Here is a 19,690-nt window from a genome sequence, read left to right as displayed (position 1 = left end):
CGAGCCGCGTCCCGCCCCCGGTCCGGGCGGCCTTCCCCCGTTCGGGGTGTGTCCCGCCCCCGGTCCGGGTCGTCTCCCGCCCCCGGTCCGGGTCGTCTCCCGGTCCGGGTCCGGGCAGTCTCCCGGTCGCGTCCCGCCCCGGTTCCGGGCAACCTCCCGGTCCGGGCAGCCCCCGGTCCGGGCGGCCTCCCCGTTCGGGTCGCGTCCCGCCCAGGGACCGGAACCGCCCCACTCCCGGGCCGCCGAACGGCCCCCCGCCCCGCTCCGGTGCGGCGCCCCACAGGGTGCCCGACCGGGGCGGGGCGGCTCGGTTCGCGCGCCCCCGCGCGACACTCGAAAATGGTGGTCAGCGTCGTACAACCTCCCGCATCAGACGTCCGTCTAGTTAGCCGGGGCCGTGCGCATGCCCCAGGAAACTCGATACGGAGCGTTGATGAAGATCTCCTTCCTCATCCATACGACCTATGGGATCGGTGGCACCATCCGCACCACGCTGAACCTCGCGGAGGAGCTCGCCGACCAGCATGAGGTGGAGATCGTCTCGGTCTTCCAGCACCGCGACATCCCGCTCTTCACGATCGACCCGCGCATCACCGTCGTCCCCCTCGTGGACACCCGGCCGACCTCTCCGACCTGCGAGAAGGAGCACCCGGACCAGCTGACGCCGGCGGAGTTCTTCCCGCGCAACGAGGCGCGCTACAAGGAGTACAGCAAGCTCACCGACGAGCGGGTACGCGCCCACTACGCGCGGTCCGACGCGGACGTCGTCATCGGCACCCGGCCCGGCCTGGTCGCCTACGTGGCGCGGTTCTCCCCCGAGGGCGCGGTGCTCATCGGCCAGGAGCACATGACGCACAACCACCACAAGCAGGTGCTCCGCGAGGAGATGCGCCCGTACCTGGAGACGATCGACGCGTTCGTGACCGTCTCCGAGGGCGACGCCGCCGTGTGGCGCGAGCGGATGGCGCTCCCGGACACCAAGGTGCTGTGCATACCCAACAGCGTGCCGGAGCCGATGGTGGCCCCGTCGGACCAGACGGGCACCACGATCGTCGCGGCCGGGCGGCTGTCCAGGGAGAAGCAGTACGAGGTGCTGATCCAGGCGTTCAGGAAGGTCGTCGCGGTACGGCCCGAGTGGACCCTGCGGATCTGCGGCTGGGGCCCCGAGAAGGACAGGCTCCGCGCCCGTATCGACAAGCTCGGCCTGAACAACAACGTCTATCTGATGGGCCCCCGCTCACCCATCGAGCCGGAGTGGGCCAAGGGTGCCATCGCGGCCTCCACCTCCCGCCACGAGTCCTTCGGCATGACCTTGGTGGAGGCGATGCGCTGCGGTGTCCCCATGGTGAGCACCGACTGCGACTACGGTCCCCGCGAGATCATCAAGGACGGCGAGGACGGCCTGCTCGTGCCCGTCGGCGACGCCGACGCGGTCGCCGAGGCACTGCTGAGGCTCATCGACGACGAGGCGCTGCGCCGCCGCATGGGCGAGGCCGCGCGCCGTAACGCCCGCCGCTTCGAGCCGGGTGTCGTCGCCAAGCAGTACGCGGACCTCTTCTCCGAGCTCGGCGCCGGTTCGGCGCAGCGCGCCGCCGCCGGCGACACCGCGCCCGCCGAAACCGCGTCCGCCACCGTCACCACTGGCACGGCCCCCGCTGACACCGCCGCCAGCGGCACCGCACCCGGCACCGGCACTGCACCCGGCACCGGCACCGCACCCGGCACGGCAGCGACCACGGACGAGGCCGCCCGGCCCGCGACCCCCGCCCCCTCCACCGACCAGCCCACCGCCCCCGGCGCCACCACGCCCACCACGTCCCCCGCCACCAACCAGCCCCCCGCCACCGACCAGCCCACCGCCCCCGGGGCCGCCTTCGAGCCCACTGCGGACTGCGTCGCCCGCGCCGACGGCAGCATGGCCGTGACCCTCGTCGCGCCGGAGGCGGCCGTGGCCCGGCGCCCCGGCCTGCGGCTGGTGTGCACCCTCCTGAACGGCGAGGCCGACGAGCGTGCGTTCCCCTTCGCGGACGACGGCACCGTGATCGTTCCGGCCGGTGAGCCGTTCGCCGAGGGCACCTGGATCTGCCACGCCGAAGACCCCGCCTCCGGCACCCGCGTCCCGCTGCTCGCCCGCTCCGCCGACGCGCGCACCGCGATGGACGCCGTCCACCGGGCGGACCCCGAGCGGGGCATCCGCCACCTCGTACCCTTCCGGCGCGCCCCGCAGAACGAGCTGGCGCTCCGCTCCTGGGTGCGTGACGTGCACGCCGAGGCCGGCGACCTGACCCTGGCCGACGGCCGATTCGCCCTCGCCGGGCGGCTGTTCGGGGCGAACCGGCCGGACGCGCCGCCCGTGCTGGAACTGCGCCGCCGGGGCAGCGAGCAGGACCGGCTGAGCTACCGGGGCGACTGGCAGGGACCGTACGGCTTCCGCTTCAGCCTGCCGTACGCCGAGGCCGTCGCCGGGCAGGACCGTCCGCGCACCCCGTGGGACCTGTGGCTGCGGTACGACGCGGACCGCCCGGCCGTCCGGATCGGCCGCGTCCTGGACGACGTCGTCCTGAAGGGGCCCGTCTTCGTGTATCCGGAGCCCCGACTGCACAAGCGGCGCCCCCTGCTGCTGCTGAGACGGATGATCCGCAAGGTGCGGCGCCGTGAGCAGCGCATGGTCGGCGTCAAGGCCGTGTACAACGCGAACAACGCCCTCGTGCTCGAGGTCGCCGACACGTGACGGGACCGTCGGCGCCGCGCGCGGCACCCCAGGCACGGGTGCCGGAGCGCGGCGACCGACCGCGCGGGACACCGGGCCGTCCGGCACCCCGCCGAGGGCCGGAAGGCCCGGTACCGACTTCGTGTGGCGTCGGCCACCCCGGCGGCGCGTTTCACACACCTCAACGTCCCTGGCCACGCGGTGAACATCCCGTGACCAGGGGGTGTGGTGCACCCTATGTCCGCCTTGCGAGACGGTCACGGAGAGTGCGACCATCAGCCCGTTCCCCCCGTCGCAGCAAGGTAGGTCGTTTGTCGTGTCCGTGCGCCATGAAGCCAAGACCCGAACCACCGCGGTCGTGCTCGCCGGGGGAACCGGTCAGCGCGTCGGTCTGGCGATCCCCAAGCAGCTGCTGAAGATCGCGGGCAAGGCTGTCATCGAGCACACGCTCGCGATCTTCGAGCAGGCGGACTGCGTCGACGATGTGATCGTGCTGATGGCGCCGGGCTTCGTGCCCGACGTGGAGAAGATCATCACCAAGGCCGGGCTGACCAAGGTCACGCGGGTCATCGAGGGCGGCGCCACCCGCAACGAGACCACCGAGCTCGCCATCCGCGCGCTGGGCGAGGGCCTCGCCGAGGGCGAGGACCGCAACGTCCTCTTCCACGACGCGGTCCGTCCGCTGCTGTCGCAGCGGGTGATCAAGGACTGCGTCGACGCACTCGACCGCTACCAGGCCGTCGACGTGGCCATTCCGTCCGCGGACACCATCATCGTGACGCGTACGCACGGCGAGGACGGCGAGTTCATCACGGACGTACCGGACCGCTCCCGGCTCCGCCGCGGCCAGACCCCGCAGGCATTCAAGCTGTCCACCATCCGCCGGGCCTACGAGGTGGCGGCCGGCGACCCCAACTTCCAGGCCACCGACGACTGTTCCGTGGTCCTGAAGTACCTGCCGGACGTGCCGATCCACGTCGTCTCCGGCGACGAGTACAACATGAAGGTGACCCAGCCGGTCGATGTCTTCATCGCCGACAAGCTGTTCCAGCTGGCCTCCACCGCCGCGCCCCGCCAGGCCGACGAGGACGCCTACCGCGCCCTGCTCGCCGGCAGGACCCTGGTCGTCTTCGGTGGTTCGTACGGCATCGGCGCCGACATCGCCCGCCTCGCCGAGCGCTACGGCGCCACGGTGTACGCGCTGGGCCGCTCCACCACCGGTACGCACGTGGAGAACCCGGAGCACGTGGAGGCGGCGCTGTCCAAGGCGCACGCGGAGAGCGGGCGGATCGACTACGTCATCAACACCGCCGGTGTCCTGCGCATCGGCAAGCTCGCCGAGACGGACAACGCCACCATCCAGGAAGCCCTGAACGTCAATTACCTGGCGCCCGTGCAGATCGCGCGCGCGTCCCACAGGTATCTGGCCGAGACGAAGGGGCAGTTGCTCCTCTACACCTCCTCCAGTTACACCCGGGGACGCGCCGAGTACAGCCTGTACTCGTCCACCAAAGCCGCCATGGTCAATCTCACGCAGGCACTCGCCGACGAATGGGCCGGCGAGGGAATCCGCGTGAATTGCGTGAACCCCGAGCGCACCGCGACTCCCATGCGGACCAAGGCTTTCGGGCAGGAACCCGCCGGTTCGCTGCTCTCCTCCGAGGCCGTCGCCCGGACCTCGCTCGACGTGCTGCTCTCCGAACTGACGGGCCATGTCATCGATGTCCGGCAGCAGGATCCGACCCGTGGGGCGAGCGAGGCGTCCGGCTTCGAGCAGGCCCTGGCGGCCGTACTTGACCGCCAGGAAGATGTGTAATACTCGCCCAATGTGATATTCCCGGGCCTCTGTCTCGCTTTGCGGCGAATGCAGAGGCCCGAGTCAGTGGAGCCGACGCCTTCAGCCGGGCTGTCGACACCTTCACGAAACCCCCATCACAGTCCGTCCGTGTGAAAAAACCGGCACCCCCGTCTGGAGCAGGTTCTACGTGATTTCGACCGCCATTCGCCTGGCACGCGTGGGCAGCGGGTCAGAGCTGGCCGCGGCAGTCCTCCTGGGACTGGGCTTTCCGTGCGTCATGCTCGCCGCGCTCATCCCGAACCTCTGGTTGTTCGCGGCCGCCGGGGCCGTGACCTACGTCGCGGACTGGTATCTGCACCAGAAGAACAGCTATCTGATCAATCGGCTGAGCAAGGTCAGAGCCGGGCTGCCCATCCGGTTCCTGCTCCGCCAGTTGCTGCTGATCCTGCTGCTCGCCCGGGAGAACCTCGCCGAACAGCCGGTGTTCTACGCCGCGGTCGCCTGCTTCCTGCTCTTCTACGGTCTCCAGGCGCCCCAGGGCGCGCTGGCCACGCTCATCCGGCTGCGCCGCACGATGCCCGTCGTCACGCGCAACGTCGACCTGCACGCCGTACGCATCCCCGACGCCCCGCCCCGGGCGCTGCTGAACCGCTCCGCCGAGAAGATGCTGCACCTCGACGTCCCGGCCGTCGCCGGCGTGATCGTCGCCGCGGCCACCGGCGAGAGCCTCGCCGCGTACGTGGGTGTGGCGGCCACCCTGGGCCTCGGCCTGCTCTACACCGCCCTGCTCGTCCCGTACCTGCGCCGCAAGCGCCGCGTGCCCGCCACCGGCGCCGTCCTCAAGGCCGTCGGCACCTGGCTGCGCGAGTACCAGCCGACCGTCGCCCTGTACTTCTCCGGCTCCGACGAGTCCGCCTACCAGGTGAACATGTGGCTGGAGACCATGGAGCAGGTCGACGGCCGCCCGCTGATCATCATGCGTGAGCGCACCCTCGTACCGAAGCTCGGCGAGACCTCGGTGCCGGTCCTGTGCGTACCCGGCGGACAGCACCTGATGGCGATGGACTGGTCCACGATCCGCGTCACGCTGTACCCGGCGAACGTCGGCAAGAACATCCACATGCTGCGCGTGCCCACCATGAAGCACGTCTTCATCGGCCACGGCGACAGCGACAAGCTCGCCAGCGTCAACCCGTTCTCCAAGGTGTACGACGAGGTGTGGACCGCCGGACAGGCCGGCCGCGACCGCTACGCCCTCGCCGACGTCGGCGTCCGCGACGAGGACATCGTGGAGGTGGGCCGCCCCCAGCTCGCCCCCATCCGGCGCTGGACCGGCACCCCGAAGAACCCCATCCCCACCATCCTGTACGCCCCCACCTGGGAGGGCTGGGACGGCAACCCCGGCAACACCTCGCTGCTGCTGGCCGGCGAGAACATCGTGAAGCGGCTGCTCAACGCGGACCTGCCCGTCCGCGTCATCTACAAGCCGCACCCCTTCACCGGCCTGGTCGACAAGAAGGCCAAGGCCGTCGACCTGCGGATCCGGAAGCTGGTCACCGAGGCCGCCGCCCGGCGCTCCGGCGAGCCGAGGTGGGTGGAGGAGGCCGCCGCCGCCCGCTCCCGGCAGGCCGAGGCGCGCGCCGCGCTCGCCCGTGTCGAGGCCCGTCTCGCCGCACTCTCCGACACCGCCCGGCCGGGCAGCGACGAGTCCGAGGAGTCGCGCGTGTCGCTCGCGGACCCGATTCGGCTCGCCGAGACCAAGCGGCTGCGGGCCGAGTGGAACGAGGCGTACTGGAACTCGTTCGGCTGGTGGGAGCACAAGGTCGTCACCGGCTCCGAACCCCGCCTGTACGACTGCTTCAACGAGGCCGACGGCATGGTCTCCGACATCTCCAGCGTCGTCTCCGACTTCATCGAGAGCGGCAAGCCGTACGCCGTGACCGACTCCGCCCAGGTCGGCGCCGACGAGTTCCGCCGGCAGAACACCGCCGTGCGCGCCGCGATCGTGCTGTCCAACAGCGCCGCCGAACTGGACGAGCTGCTGGCCGCCGTGGCCGACCCGGCCGCCGACCGTCAGGCCGAGGAACGCCGGGTGCTGAAGCGGTATCTGCTCGGTCCCGACGAGCCCACGTCCATGGAGCAGTTCAACGCGGCGGTACGCGCCCTCACGGCCAAGGCGGAGGCCCGTAACTCGGGCGTCGCCCAGCGGCTGGCCGGCCAGCGCATCGGCGAACTGGACCCGGAGGCCGACGGCGGCGGAACGGAAGGCCCCGAGCAGGCCGGTGCCACCTCCGGCACGGTCGCGGAACAGGGCGCGGAGGCCACGGCGGCCCGCTGACCCCTACCCGTCGCCGGTCCCCGCCCGGCGTCGGTCCCGCCTGTCGCCCGCTCGTCGCCGGGTCCCGCCTGTCGCCTGTCGCCTGTCGCTCGCCCGGCGCCGGGCGAGCACCCGCCTGACGCCCGGCACCCGCCTGACGTCCGGCGCCCGTCTGACGTCCGGCGCCCGTCTGACGTCCGGCGCCCGTCTGACGCCCGGCCCCCGCCCGGCGTCGGGGGCGTCCGGTGGCAACACGCCGCGTACACCCCACGGCCCGTAGGTCCCTCTAACGAAGGGGACTTACGGGCCGTTTCGCGTGCCGTCGCGTGGCGGTCGCGCCTCACCGGCACCATGTCGGACGACTTCTCCCCTTTTCGTCCGGCGACCGCCGACGCAGCCGATGTAGGTGCCGATGCCTGAGAACACTCCCGATGTCAGCGTGATCATCGGGGCCTACGACGCCATGCCGTACCTGGTGAAGTGCCTGGAGTCCGTCGAGGCGCAGACGCTCGGCCCGGACCGCGTCGAGCTGCTCGCCGTGGACGACGGCTCCACCGACGGAACCGGCGCGTACCTGGAGGAGTTCGCCGCCAGGACCAAGATCCCCACCCGAGTCGTGCGACAGGCCAACTCCGGTGGGCCGAGCGCCCCTCGCAACACCGGCCTGAAGCTGGCCCGGGGCCGGTTCGTGTTCTTCCTCGACGCCGACGACCACCTGGGGGAGGAGGCGCTGGAGCGGCTGGTCGCCATGGCGGACCGGGCAGGCACGGACGTCGTGCTCGGCAAGGTCGTCGGCGTCAACCGCAACGCCGCCAAGTCGATGTGGAAGCAGACCGTCGAACGCGCCGACATCTACGCGTCGAACGTCAAGTACACGCTCAGCGCGCAGAAACTCTTCCGCAGGGAACTCCTCGTCCGCCACGGCATGCGCTTCGACGAGAGCCTGACGACCGGTGAGGACGCGCTGTTCACCATGGAGGCGTATCTGCGCGGCCGAGGCGTCTCGGTCGTGGCCGACTACGTCTGCTACTACCTCGTCGGCCGCGAGGACGGCAAACACCTGACGAGGAGGGGGAGTTACGCGGCCCGCTTCGCCTCCGCGGCGGCGCTGATGCGCCTGATCGCGGCGCACGTCCCGGCCGGCGACCGCCGGGACCTGCTGATGATCCGCCCCTTCGCGATCACGCTGCTGCCACAGTTCGGGCCCGTCGTGCTGCGGCAGTCAGCCGACGTCCTGCGCCGCAAGCTGGAGCTGGCCGCGCCGCTGATGGCCGCCTACTGGACCCCCGGCGTCGCCGACAGGCTCAGGACCGAGGACCGGCTCCGGCTGACGTGCGTGGCACTCGACAAGCCGGACGCGCTCCGGGACGTGGTTCGGTACCTCCAGGCGGGCGAGACCCCCCGGCGGGTACGCCGCCGGGGGCGCGAGTACCTCGCGTACCCGCACTTCCGGGACCCCGCGACCGGCATCCCGGACGGCGCGTACGAGGTACGGGGCGCGCCGGGCCCGCTGGCCGTGGCGCGGCGCCGCGCACGGCGGCTGGCGGGCTGGACACTGCGCCGCCTGAGCGTGCGGCGGCGCAACCCGGCGTGACGGCCGCGGCAGCGGGATCGGGATCAGGGTCGGGGCCTGGCTCGGGGGCGGGGGCGGGGTCGAGGGGGCGCGGTTCAGGGCGGGACGGTTCCGGTGCGCGGCGGGCCGGGCCCCCGGAACGGTCTCGGCGCGGGTGCCCGCACGCCGTTCGTACACCGATCAGATTCGGCCGTTCGGCGCCCGCCCGGCGCTCGTTCGGCGTCCGCCCGGCGTCCGTTCGGCGTCCGTCGGGCGGCCCGACAGGTGTCCACGACAGTGTCCATCGACTGGAATGCGGGCGCGTGAATTGCCGCGCCTGGCATAGATTCGCCCCGTGACAGTGGCAAGGCAGTTCGTAACGGAAGCACGCCGGATCGTCGTCAAGGTCGGCTCGTCGTCCCTGACCACAGCCTCGGGCGGCCTCGACGCCGACCGGGTCGACGCGCTCGTCGACGTACTCGCCAAGGTCCGCAGCGGCGGTGAGAAAGAGGTCGTCCTCGTCTCCTCCGGCGCCATCGCCGCCGGACTGGCCCCGCTCGGGCTCGCCCGCCGCCCCAAGGACCTCGCCCGTCAGCAGGCCGCGGCCAGCGTCGGCCAGGGCCTCCTGGTCGCCCGCTACACCGCGTCCTTCGCCCGGTACGGCGTCCGCGTCGGCCAGGTGCTGCTGACCAGCGACGACATGAGCCGGCGCGGCCACTACCGCAACGCCTACCGCACCCTGGACCAGCTCCTCGACATGGGCGCCCTGCCCATCGTCAACGAGAACGACACCGTCGCCACGGACGAGATCCGGTTCGGCGACAACGACCGGCTGGCCGCGCTCGTCGCCCATCTCGTCCGCGCCGACCTGCTGGTGCTCCTCTCGGACGTGGACGGCCTCTACGACGGCGACCCGCGCAAGCCCGGCACCTCCCGTATCGAGGAGGTGCGCGGACCCGGCGACCTCGCCGGCGTGGAGATCGGCTCCGCGGGCAGGGCGGGCGTCGGCACCGGCGGCATGGTCACCAAGGTGGAGGCCGCCCGGATCGCCGCGGCCGCCGGGATCCCCGTCGTGCTGACCTCGGCCAGCCGCGCCGCCGACGCGCTCGCGGGCCGCGACACCGGCACGTACTTCCACCGCACCGGGCGTCGCTCCGCCGACCGGCTGCTCTGGCTCGCCCACGCCTCCGCCCCCCGGGGCGCGCTGACCCTGGACGACGGCGCCGTACAGGCCGTCGTCCACGGCAAGAAGTCCCTGCTGCCCGCCGGAATCGCCTCCGTGGAGGGCGAGTTCGGCGCCGGCGACCCGATCGAACTGCGCGATGCGGCCGGCCGGGCCGTGGCCCGGGGCCTCGTCAACTTCGACGCCAAGGAGATTCCGCAGCTCCTGGGACGTTCCACCAAGGAGCTCGCGAAGGAACTCGGCCCGGCATACGAGAGAGAAGTCGTACACAGGGACGATCTGGTCGTGCTGCACCCCTGGAACGGCTGAAAGTCCGGTCAACCACCGGGGACCTTTACCAAAACGCCCCCACGTTCCGTCTGGGACTGGTCAACTTTGTCTTGGGGGGTAAGGCGGGGTGACAGCACGACAACGCATCAACAGGAGGCCGCCGGTGAGACGAGCGCGCCCGGGGGCAGCGCCCCGAGGGACGACCGAACGCGCCTTGACGAGTGTCGGGGCCGGGGCCGACTTCGACGACGCCGATTTCCGCGCCGACACCGGTGACGGCGAGGGCGAGCCGGACCGGCGGGCGGGACGCGAGTCCGAGGGGCACACCCCGGACCGGCCGGTGTCGAAGCTGTGGCACATCACCCTCAGCGTCTCCGGCCCCGAGGCCCCGCTGAAGGAGGTCAGGCGAGCGCTCGAACAACTCGCCCACGACCATCCCTTCCTCCTGACCAGCAGGTACGCGAACGATCACGCCGAGATCCGGTACTGGGAGGAGGCCCGCGACCTGCACGACGCCGCGGCCGTCGCCCTGCGCCTGTGGGGCGAGCACCGGCAGAGCGCCAAGCTGCCGCCCTGGGAGATCGTCGGCCTCGAGGTGATCGACCGCGAGACCTATCACCTGCGGATCGCCGAGGGGTACGGGCCGCCGCCCGCCGCCCCGGTCGGCGTACACCCGTACTGACCGCGACCCTGGACAGTCCTCCGGTCCCTGACAGTCCTCCGGTCCCGGACCGGCGTTCCTTCCCGGACCGGCCGCCTTCCGTACGGGCCCGCGCGGAAGTGAGAGGGCTGTCTCGTAGAGCGGGATATGTGAGGGATGCCCACGGGGAGCGCATTACCCTGCGGGCATGACCTCGCACTCCACCGCCCCCGCCGCCGCCGTCACGGCGAACGGCGATCTGTCCCCGGTCCTCCGGGCCGCCCACCGCGCCCGTGCGGCCGCCGCCGAGATCGCGCCACTTCCGCGCGCGGCCAAGGACGACGCTCTGCTGGCGATGGCGGACGCGCTGGAGGCCCGCACGGCCGAGATCGTCACCGCCAACGCCGAGGACGTCGCCCGCGCCCGCGAGGCCGGCACCAGCGAGGCGATCATCGACCGGCTCACGCTCACGCCCGAGCGCGTGCGGGCCATCGCCGCCGACGTCCGGGACGTCGCCGCCCTGCCCGACCCGGTCGGCGAGGTGGTGCGCGGCTCGACCCTGCCGAACGGCATCGACCTGCGTCAGGTCCGCGTCCCGCTCGGGGTCGTCGGCATCATCTACGAGGCCAGGCCCAATGTGACGGTCGACGCCGCCGCCCTGTGCCTGAAGTCCGGCAACGCCGTGCTCCTGCGCGGCTCGTCGTCCGCGTACTCCTCCAACACGGCCCTCGTGAACGTCCTGCGCGACGCTGTCGCCGGCCAGGGCCTGCCCGCCGACAGCGTGCAGCTCGTCCCCGGCGAGTCCCGCGACTCGGTACGGGAGCTGATGCGCGCCCGCGGCCTGGTCGACGTCCTCATCCCGCGCGGCGGCGCCTCCCTGATCCGTACCGTCGTCGAGGAGTCCACCGTCCCGGTCATCGAGACCGGCACCGGCAACTGCCACGTGTACGTCGACGCCCAGGCCGACCTCGACATGGCCGTCGACATCCTGATCAACTCGAAGGCGCAGCGCGTCAGCGTCTGCAACGCCGCCGAGACCCTCCTCGTCCACCAGGACATCGCCGCCGCGTTCCTGCCGCGCGCGCTGGAGGCCCTCGCCGACGCGGGCGTCACCGTCCACGGCGACGAGCGGGTCCTGCCGTACGGCGAGGGCACCAAGGCCACGGTCGTCCCGGCGACGGCCGACGACTGGGAGGCCGAATACCTGTCGTACGACATCGCCGCCGCCGTGGTGGACTCCCTGGACGCCGCCGTCACCCACATCCGGCGCTGGACCTCCGGTCACACCGAGGCGATCGTCACCACCTCGCAGGCCGCCGCACGCCGCTTCACCCAGTTGGTGGACTCCACCACGGTGGCGGTGAACGCCTCCACCCGGTTCACGGACGGTGGCCAGTTCGGCTTCGGCGCCGAGATCGGCATCTCGACGCAGAAGCTCCACGCCCGGGGCCCCATGGGCCTGCCGGAGCTGACCTCCACGAAGTACATCGTCACGGGCGACGGACACATCCGGTAACCGTCGCCGTGCCCCTTCGTCACTCAACGTGTTCGCGAGGGGCCCGGGTCGGGCTGGCGGGGCGGGGAGAGTTCTCGCTCTCCCTGCCGAAACCGCCCTGCCAGGTCTACTCTGAACACGTGCCGGACGACGTGGGGGGCAGGCCGTTCCCGAACGGCTGGGAGCCCGACGACGACCGCGGAGGCGCGGACGAGGACTTCGCCCCCGTGGTGTTCGACGAGGACTTCGTACGGGCCGCCGCCTTCCATGAGCCCACCGCTGTGGAGCGACTGGTCGCCGCAGCGCAGGCCCGGGCGGACGCGGACGCCTCCGGGTCGCGCGCCCGCCGAGGCGCGAGCGACGACGAGTACGCCGACGACGGCTACGGCCGCGACCACGGCTTCGACGACGACCTGTACTCCTCCTCCTTCGGCGTGTACGGCCCGTACGGGCCCCACGGCGGCGCCCTGCGCCCGTACCGTCCCAGCTCCCGCTGGCACCGGCCCGTCGCCTGGATCGTCGCCCTGCTGATGGGCATCGGCATGGTCGCCCTCGCCTTCGCCGCCGTCTACCGGGGCTCGTCCGGCGACCGCGACAAGCAGGTCCCGGCACCGGCCACGACTCCGGCGACGACGCCCACGGGCGGCGGCCCCGACACATCGGTGGACCCGCTCGGGACAGGACCGTCGGACGCCGTCGGCCACCACGCCCCACCTGTCTCGGCACTCCCGCCGCTCCCCTGAACCACACCCCACCCGGGTGGCGCCGCGACGTCCGCGGCGCCACCCGGCCCCGGGTTCGGGCGCCGGTGAGCACACGTCAGAAGATGTCGACGGGCACGCGTTTACCCGCCCTCCCGCAGACCTACCCTGAAGGTATGGCAGGGAGTGTCGACCCGCCTGACGGCGGTCCCGACGGGACACCGGAGGGGCTCCCCGGCGGTGGTGAGGACGAGTACCGATCCGTCGTCTTCGACGAGTCGTTCGTCCGTGCTGCCCGCCTTCAGGAGTTCTCCGCGCAGGAGCGCCTGGGGGAGAACACCGAAGCCGTACGCAGCCGGCCCCGCGTCGATCCCGCGCTCCGTCCCGGGACGGCACACGGCACCGGGCGCAGCGCCCTCGTCCTGGCCCTGATCGTCGCGATGGTCTTCGCCGCCGCGGTCTACCTCGGCATACGCACCCCCTACCGTCCGCCGCCCGACCGGCCCGCCGAACCGCTGCGGACCACCCTGATCGCTCTCGTCCCGCGCGGCGAGGTGCCCGGCGGCCGTCCTGCCCAGCTGTACGCCGACAGCCCGGCCGCCCAGTTCCCCTCGGGCGCCGCGGGGATCAACCTGCCGCCCGCCCGGCGCACCGCCCACTTCTCCGAGGGCCAGGTCGTCACAGCCCTGAGCATCGCGAAGGACTATCTGGTGCTCTCCTCCCTCGACCCCGACGTCCTCAGCGGCGGCTCGGTACGGCCCGTGCGGCTGCTGGTCGACCCCGAACAGCTGGGTCAGTTCGACCGGAGCATCGACTCCCCGGCCGACGACGGGCACCATGCCCCGGCCGGCTGGCTGGTGCGCTTCGACCCCGCTCAGGTGACGCTGGCGGACACCACCGCCCGGGTGCGGGGCACGATGAGCTTCACCGAGGCGAGCACGGACACGCTGGAGGTAACCTCCGACCACACCTTCGCCTACGCCGTGCGCCCGACGGCGGGGCCCGGCGGTGACAGCGCGGACGCCTCGCTGTTCACCGTCCGCCGCGAGCTGACGTTCCGCTTCGACCGCGAGGACCTGCGCATGCACCGCGCCGAGCTGCTGACCAGCCATGTCCAGGCCGGGCCGCAGGACTGCCGGGCCGACGCGGCAGGAACGCTGCGGCCGCTGCTGGCCGGCGGGCAGGCCACCGCGGCACCACCCGAGCCCATCGACCCGTACGCCACCGGCCGCCCGGCCGCCGCCCCGCTCTGCGGCACCTTGGCCCCTCAGTCGCAGCCCTGACCGCTCAGTCCAGCCCTGACCGCCGCCCCGACCGCGAGGTCCGGCCTTGACCGCCGCCCCGGCTCCGGGGTCCCCGCCTTGACCGCCGCACGGCTCCGAGGTCCCAGTCCTGACCGCCGCCCCGGCCCGTAGGCCCCGGCCGTGACCCCCAGGCTCGTGCCATCCCGACGCCGAAGACCCCCGCCCCGGCCTCGACGGCCCGGGCTCTGCGCGACAGGCTCCGACGGATCGACCGCCGGACCTGCCGACCCGGGACCCGGCCGACCACCGGACCTGCCGACCGCGAGACTCCGCCGATCCGGGACCCGGCCGACCGCCGGACCCCGCCGACCGCGGGATCACTCGCCCTGGCCGGTCCTGCCGTTCTCCGCCGAGCGGCCCGAACCCCCGGTGAACCTGTCGCGCAGCTTGCCCCCGAGGTCGCCCGCGCCGCCCGCTATGTCGCCGACGAGCTTCATCAGCGGATCCTTGCTGGTCCGCACCGTGTCCGCGTAGTGGCTCGCCGACTCACGGAACGAGTCCGTGACCGACGTGTCCTTGTCCTCCGAACGCCGGGGGTAGTGCCCGTCCATGATCCGCTGGTAGTCGCGGCTCTCGGCCCACTTCTTCAGCTCGGCCGCCCGGACCGTGGTGAACGGGTGCGAGCGCGGAAGCACGTTGAGGATCTTCAGCACGGAGTCGCGCAGGTCGCCCCCGGCCTCGTACTCCTCCGCCTGCGCGAGGAACGCGTCCACGTTCATCTCATGCAGATGGTTGCCGCCCGCGATCTTCATCAGCCCGCGCATCGACGCCTGGAGGTCCTGGCCGACCAGCAGCCCGGCCCGGTCCGCCGACAACTCGGACTTGCGGAACCACTCCCGCAGCGCCGTCACGATCGCCATGATCGCCACATTTCCGAGCGGGATCCAGGCGACCTTCAGCGCGAGGCCGGTCAGGAACAGCAGAACCGTGCGGTACACCGCATGGCCGGACAGCGCGTGCCCCACCTCGTGGCCGACGACCGCCCGCATCTCCTCCTCGTCGAGGAGCTCCACGAGACCGGTCGTGACCACGATGATCGGCTCGTCCAGGCCGATGCACATCGCGTTCGGCTTCGGGTCCTGCGTGACGTACATCGGCGGGACCTTCTCCAGGTCCAGGATGTAGCAGGCGTCCCGCAGCATGTCGTTCAGGTGCGCGAACTGGGCGTCGCTCACCCGTACCGAGTCCGAGAGGAAGAGCAGCCGGAGGCTGCGCTCGGGCAGCAGCCCGCTCAGCGCCTTGAAGACCGTGTCGAACCCACTGAGCTTGCGCAGGGCGACGAGCGCCGAACGGTCGGCCGGATGCTCGTAGGCGCGCGACGAGATACCCGGGAATCGCCTGCGCTGCCTGCTCGGCACGTTCTCGTGACCGCTTTCTGTCATGGATGCCCCCTGTTCGTACGAGACCTGTCTCGTCCCCCTGACGGACCCAGCGTAGGCGCTGCGCCACCGGCCCGTCCGAGCCTGTGGATAACCAGGGGGTCGCCGCGAAACGGCGCGACTGGCGGGAACAACGACTGAGTCGGCGTGAGCGTGCCCGCACCCCCCGCATACGATGTGCGCGAAGTCTCCGCTCCGACTCCGATGGATAGGTCCCGCAGAAGATGAGCCTCCACTCCGCCGCCGCCAGTCTCGTCACGCTCGCCGAGGGCTCCGAGCACGGTGGCAACCATGAAAGCCTCAACCCGTACGTGACCGGTGGCGGTGCCCTCCTGGCCCTGCTCCTGCTGCTGTGGATCACCACCCGCTTCAACCGCGACCGCTGAGCCGGCGACCGCCGGGACCGGCCGCGCCGCCGTGCCATTAGGCTCTGCACGCATGGGAGAGCAGGAAGTGCCGACGAGTCCCGGCAAACGCCGACTGGGCGTGATGGGTGGAACGTTCGACCCGATCCACCACGGACACCTGGTGGCCGCCAGCGAGGTGGCCGCCCTGTTCCATCTGGACGAGGTCGTGTTCGTCCCGACGGGGCAGCCGTGGCAGAAGACCCACAAGACGGTCTCCCCGGCCGAGGACCGCTATCTGATGACGGTCATCGCCACGGCGTCGAACCCGCAGTTCTCGGTCAGCCGGATCGACATCGACCGGTCCGGGCCGACGTACACCATCGACACGCTGCGCGAACTGCGCTCCCTCAACCCCGACACGGATCTCTTCTTCATCACCGGCGCCGACGCCCTCTCCCAGATCATGCCGGGCTGGCGGAACGCCGAGGAACTGTTCTCGCTCGCCCACTTCATCGGGGTCACCCGCCCGGGCCACGATCTGTCCGACGACGGCCTGCCGAAGGGCGGGGTCTCCCTGGTGGAGGTGCCCGCGCTGGCCATCTCGTCGTCCGACTGCCGCGCGAGGGTCGCGCAGGGCGATCCGGTCTGGTATCTGGTGCCGGACGGTGTGGTGCGCTACATCGCGAAGCGCCATTTGTACCGGGGCGAATGAGCCACGGAGAGGGGCACCGGTGAACGACCAGCACAATCCGTACGACCCGTACTACCCACCGCAGCCGCAGATCATCGGCTACGACGAGTACGGGCAGCCGGTGTACCAGCAGGCCGCCCAGCAGCAGCCACCGCAGCCGCAGCCGCCACAGCAGCAGTACGACCCGTACGCCGCCCAGCAGGCCCAGCAGGCCCAGCAGCCTCCGCAGCCTCCGCAGCAGGGTTACGGCTACGACCCGTACGCCCAGCCACAGCCACAGCCCCCGCAGCAGCACTACCAGGCCCCGGCGCAGGGCCAGGGGTACGGCTACGACAGCGGGTACGGCACCGGATACGCCGACCCCGGTTACGACGCCCCGCAGCAGTGGCCCGCCGCCCCCGGCCAGCACCAGCAGCCAGACCCTCTTCACCAGCCTCAGCAGTACCAGCAGACGCAGGCGCCGCAGCAGACGCGGGACCAGCGCCCCCGGCCGCACGCCGAGCCCGAGGCCGCTCCGGCCTCCGTACCCGAGCAGCGCCGCCCGGCACCGAAACAGGCCGGGGACGACCGCGAGTACCGCACCGAGCAGTTCTCCTTCATCGAGGAGCCGGACGAGGACTCCGAGGACGTCATCGACTGGCTCAAGTTCACCGAGAGCCGCTCCGAGCGCCGCGAGGAGGCCAAGCGGCGCGGCCGCAACCGCGTCGTCGTCCTGATCGTCGTCCTCGCCCTCGCCCTGCTCGGCGGTGTCGGCTACCTGTGGAGCGCCGGTCTGCTCCCCGGCTTCTCCGAGCAGAAGAACGAGCAGGGCGGCGGCACGGCGACCGGCCCGCAGAAGCGTGACGTCATCGTGCTCCATCTGCACAACACGAAGAGCGAGGCCACGTCCACGGCGCTCCTGGTCAACAACGCCACCACCAAGCAGGGCAGCACCGTCCTGCTCCCCAACGCGCTGTCCGTCGCCAACGACGACGGCACCACGACCACCCTCGGCAAGTCGGTGGAGGACGACGGTTCCTCCGGCACCCGGGAGGCGATCGGCACCCTCCTCGGTACGAAGATCACCGGTACGTGGCGGCTGGACACCCCGTACCTGGAGAACCTCGTGGAAGGCGTAGGGGGCATCGAGGTCAGCACCGACACCGCCGTGCCCGCCGCCAAGAAGGGCGAGAAGCCCCTTGTGGAGAAGGGCGAGGACCAGACGCTGAACGGCCCCATGGCTGTCGCGTACGCCACCTACCGGGGCTCCGGCGAGGCCGAGGCCAAGCAGCTCCAGCGGTTCGGCCAGGTCATGTACGGCGTGCTGCGGAAGATGTCGGACGACCCGAAGAGCGCGACGATGACGATCGAGGCCCTGGCGCAGATCCTGGACCCGTCGCTCCCCGAGAAGGACCTGGGCGCCTCTCTGGCGAAGCTCGCCGAGCACGCCAAGGTCGGTGCCTACAAGACGGCCCTGCTCCCCGTCGACCAGGAGGGCCGGCTCACGGAGGGCGCGGCCGACAGCGTCGTGAAGGACATCCTGGGCGGTTCCGTCAGCGCTCCCGAGCAGGGCTCGGCCGTCCGTGTCGGGGTCAAGAACGCCACCGGGGACAAGGACGCCGGCGAGGCCGCGCGGATCGTGCTGGTCAACGGCGGCTACGTGTTCATCGACGCCGGTTCGGGCGCCACGGAGTCGTCGTCCAAGGTCCTCTACGGCGACGAGCCGCAGAAGGCCAGGGCCCAGGAGGTCGCCAAGACCCTCGGGCTGCCGGACGGCGCCGTGGAGAAGGGCACGGCCGCCGCGAACGCGGACGTCACCGTCGTCCTGGGCAAGGACTACAAGGCGCGGTAATGGTTTGTGGGGCTGTCGGCGGTACGTGAGACCCTGGAGGTGTTCTGACCGCCGACGAAAGCCTCCATGTGACCGCCACCGACCGTTCCATCGCCCTCGTGAACACCGCCGCCCAGGCGGCCGCCGACCGGCTCGCGCACGACATCATCGCCTACGACGTCAGCGATGTGCTGTCGATCACCGACGCCTTCCTGCTCGCCTCCGCGCCCAGTGACCGCCAGGTCAAGTCGATCGTCGACGAGATCGAGGAGCGGCTCAACAAGGACCTCGGCGCCAAGCCGGTCCGCCGGGAGGGCGACCGCGACGCCCGCTGGATCCTCCTCGACTACGTCGACATCGTGGTCCACGTCCAGCACAGCGAGGAGCGGGTCTTCTACGCCCTGGAGCGGCTGTGGAAGGACTGCCCCGAGCTTCCGCTGCCCGAGGACGCCGTGAAGACGCGCGGCAAGGCCGAGGAGCACGCCCAGCTGCACGGCACCGACGGCGCCGCCCCCGTCGCCTACGACGGTCCGGACGGTGAGCTGAGCTGAGTACCGCACGCAGCGGCCGTGGCCGCCGGATCGTCCTGTGGCGGCACGGCCAGACGGCCTGGAACCTGGAGCGCCGCTTCCAGGGGTCCACGGACATCGAACTGACCGAGACGGGTGTCGCCCAGGCGCGCCGGGCCGCCCGGCTGCTCGCCGCCCTGCAGCCGGACGCGATCATCGCGTCGGACCTCAAGCGGGCGGCCGCGACGGCGGCGGAGCTCGGGGCCATCACCGGCCACGCGATCAGCCACGACTCCGCGCTGCGGGAGACGTACGCCGGCGTCTGGCAGGGGCTCACCCATGAGGAGATCCTCGACCGCCACGGCGACGAGTACACCGCGTGGAAGCGCGGTGAGCCGGTGCGGCGCGGCGGCGGCGAGCTGGAGACGGAGGTCGCCGACCGGGCCGCGCCCGTCGTGCTGGCGCACGCCGAGAAGCTCCCCGACGACGGCACGCTGGTCGTGGTCAGCCACGGTGGCACGATCCGTACGACGATCGGCCGGCTGCTCGGTCTGGAGCCGCACAACTGGGAGAGCCTGGGTGGGCTCACCAACTGCTGCTGGTCGGTGCTGGGCGAGGGTGCGCGCGGCTGGCGGCTGCTGGAGCACAACGCCGGCACGCTGCCCGAGCCGGTGCTCGGCGACGACGACTGACGGTCGTGGAGGCCGGCCGCGGCCCCGGTCGGCCCGGATTTCACTTTCGGGCTGGTGACAGGCTAAAGTTCTTCTTGTTCGCAGCGCGGAGCGCGAAGAACACGAGGGGCTATAGCTCAGTTGGTAGAGCGCTTGCATGGCATGCAAGAGGTCAGGAGTTCAATTCTCCTTAGCTCCACGGTCAAGAATCCCGTCCCCACAAGGGGGCGGGATTTCTGCTGTACCCTCTCCGTCCGCACCGGCCCGTCCGTCGGTCCGTTCGCCCGCCGGTGCCCGTCCGAGCATGTTCCGG

The 19,690-nt window shown here is 71.7% G+C and carries 15 protein-coding genes and 1 tRNA gene; 15 read left to right on the top strand and 1 reads right to left on the bottom strand.

What is annotated here, in order from left to right:
* The first annotated feature begins 433 nt into the window (after positions 1-433).
* From ACGF5U_RS03750 to ACGF5U_RS03710, 9 genes are all read left to right on the top strand, one after another.
* Positions 434-2,731: a glycosyltransferase gene (locus ACGF5U_RS03750; RefSeq protein ID WP_392712690.1), complete on the top strand. Its 2,298-nt coding sequence runs from the start codon at positions 434-436 to the stop codon at positions 2,729-2,731.
* A gap of 295 nt (positions 2,732-3,026) precedes the next feature.
* The gene (locus tag ACGF5U_RS03745) at positions 3,027-4,526 is read left to right on the top strand and encodes an SDR family NAD(P)-dependent oxidoreductase (protein WP_392712689.1); all 1,500 of its coding nucleotides are present in this window, start codon (positions 3,027-3,029) and stop codon (positions 4,524-4,526) included.
* 169 nt (positions 4,527-4,695) lie between these two features.
* Positions 4,696-6,846: a hypothetical protein gene (locus ACGF5U_RS03740; RefSeq protein WP_392712688.1), complete on the top strand. Its 2,151-nt coding sequence runs from the start codon at positions 4,696-4,698 to the stop codon at positions 6,844-6,846.
* Between the two features lie 391 nt (positions 6,847-7,237).
* Complete coding sequence (locus tag ACGF5U_RS03735) at positions 7,238-8,419, top strand: glycosyltransferase family 2 protein (RefSeq protein WP_392712687.1); 1,182 nt, start codon at positions 7,238-7,240, stop codon at positions 8,417-8,419.
* Positions 8,420-8,732: 313 nt separating this feature from the next.
* Positions 8,733-9,869 carry a glutamate 5-kinase gene (proB, locus tag ACGF5U_RS03730; RefSeq protein WP_392712686.1) on the top strand — a complete coding sequence of 379 codons (1,137 nt, stop codon included), beginning with the start codon at positions 8,733-8,735 and terminating at the stop codon, positions 9,867-9,869.
* Positions 9,870-9,993: 124 nt separating this feature from the next.
* The gene (locus tag ACGF5U_RS03725; RefSeq protein WP_392712685.1) at positions 9,994-10,512 is read left to right on the top strand and encodes a hypothetical protein; all 519 of its coding nucleotides are present in this window, start codon (positions 9,994-9,996) and stop codon (positions 10,510-10,512) included.
* Positions 10,513-10,678: 166 nt separating this feature from the next.
* Positions 10,679-11,986 (top strand): glutamate-5-semialdehyde dehydrogenase, encoded by a 1,308-nt coding sequence (locus ACGF5U_RS03720; protein WP_392712684.1) that lies wholly within the window; start codon positions 10,679-10,681, stop codon positions 11,984-11,986.
* 119 nt (positions 11,987-12,105) lie between these two features.
* Positions 12,106-12,708 (top strand): hypothetical protein, encoded by a 603-nt coding sequence (locus ACGF5U_RS03715; RefSeq protein WP_392712683.1) that lies wholly within the window; start codon positions 12,106-12,108, stop codon positions 12,706-12,708.
* A gap of 134 nt (positions 12,709-12,842) precedes the next feature.
* On the top strand, positions 12,843-13,949 hold the full coding sequence (locus ACGF5U_RS03710) for a hypothetical protein (protein WP_392712682.1): 1,107 nt from the start codon (positions 12,843-12,845) through the stop codon (positions 13,947-13,949).
* Between the two features lie 338 nt (positions 13,950-14,287).
* On the opposite strand, the gene ACGF5U_RS03705 is transcribed toward ACGF5U_RS03710, so the two are convergent.
* The gene (locus ACGF5U_RS03705; RefSeq protein WP_392712681.1) at positions 14,288-15,352 is read right to left on the bottom strand and encodes a M48 family metallopeptidase; all 1,065 of its coding nucleotides are present in this window, start codon (positions 15,350-15,352) and stop codon (positions 14,288-14,290) included.
* A 221-nt stretch (positions 15,353-15,573) separates the two neighbouring features.
* On the opposite strand from ACGF5U_RS03705, the gene ACGF5U_RS03700 reads away from it, so the two are divergent.
* The 6 genes from ACGF5U_RS03700 to ACGF5U_RS03675 all read left to right on the top strand — a co-directional run bounded on the left by ACGF5U_RS03700 (position 15,574) and on the right by ACGF5U_RS03675 (position 19,576).
* The gene (locus ACGF5U_RS03700) at positions 15,574-15,735 is read left to right on the top strand and encodes a hypothetical protein (RefSeq protein WP_392712679.1); all 162 of its coding nucleotides are present in this window, start codon (positions 15,574-15,576) and stop codon (positions 15,733-15,735) included.
* Positions 15,736-15,787: 52 nt separating this feature from the next.
* A complete protein-coding gene (nadD, locus tag ACGF5U_RS03695; RefSeq protein WP_392712678.1) occupies positions 15,788-16,408 on the top strand; it encodes a nicotinate-nucleotide adenylyltransferase in 621 nt (206 codons plus the stop codon).
* Positions 16,409-16,427: 19 nt separating this feature from the next.
* Entirely contained in the window at positions 16,428-18,218 is a 1,791-nt protein-coding gene (locus ACGF5U_RS03690) for an LCP family protein (RefSeq protein ID WP_392712677.1), read from the top strand.
* Positions 18,219-18,286: 68 nt separating this feature from the next.
* On the top strand, positions 18,287-18,748 hold the full coding sequence (gene rsfS, locus ACGF5U_RS03685; protein ID WP_392712676.1) for a ribosome silencing factor: 462 nt from the start codon (positions 18,287-18,289) through the stop codon (positions 18,746-18,748).
* Positions 18,745-19,398, top strand: a complete 654-nt coding sequence (locus ACGF5U_RS03680; RefSeq protein WP_392713192.1) for a histidine phosphatase family protein — start codon at positions 18,745-18,747, stop codon at positions 19,396-19,398. Before rsfS ends, ACGF5U_RS03680 begins: the two co-directional genes overlap by 4 nt.
* Positions 19,399-19,503: 105 nt before the next feature.
* A tRNA-Ala gene (locus tag ACGF5U_RS03675) sits at positions 19,504-19,576 on the top strand.
* The last annotated feature ends 114 nt before the right edge of the window (positions 19,577-19,690 follow it).

The organism is Streptomyces sp. NPDC047886 (assembly GCF_043204435.1).
In the GTDB taxonomy this organism is placed as follows: Bacteria; Actinomycetota; Actinomycetes; order Streptomycetales; family Streptomycetaceae; genus Streptomyces.
The sequence above is the reverse complement of the archived record's forward strand: the minus strand, read 5'-3'. Positions and strand labels throughout refer to the sequence as shown.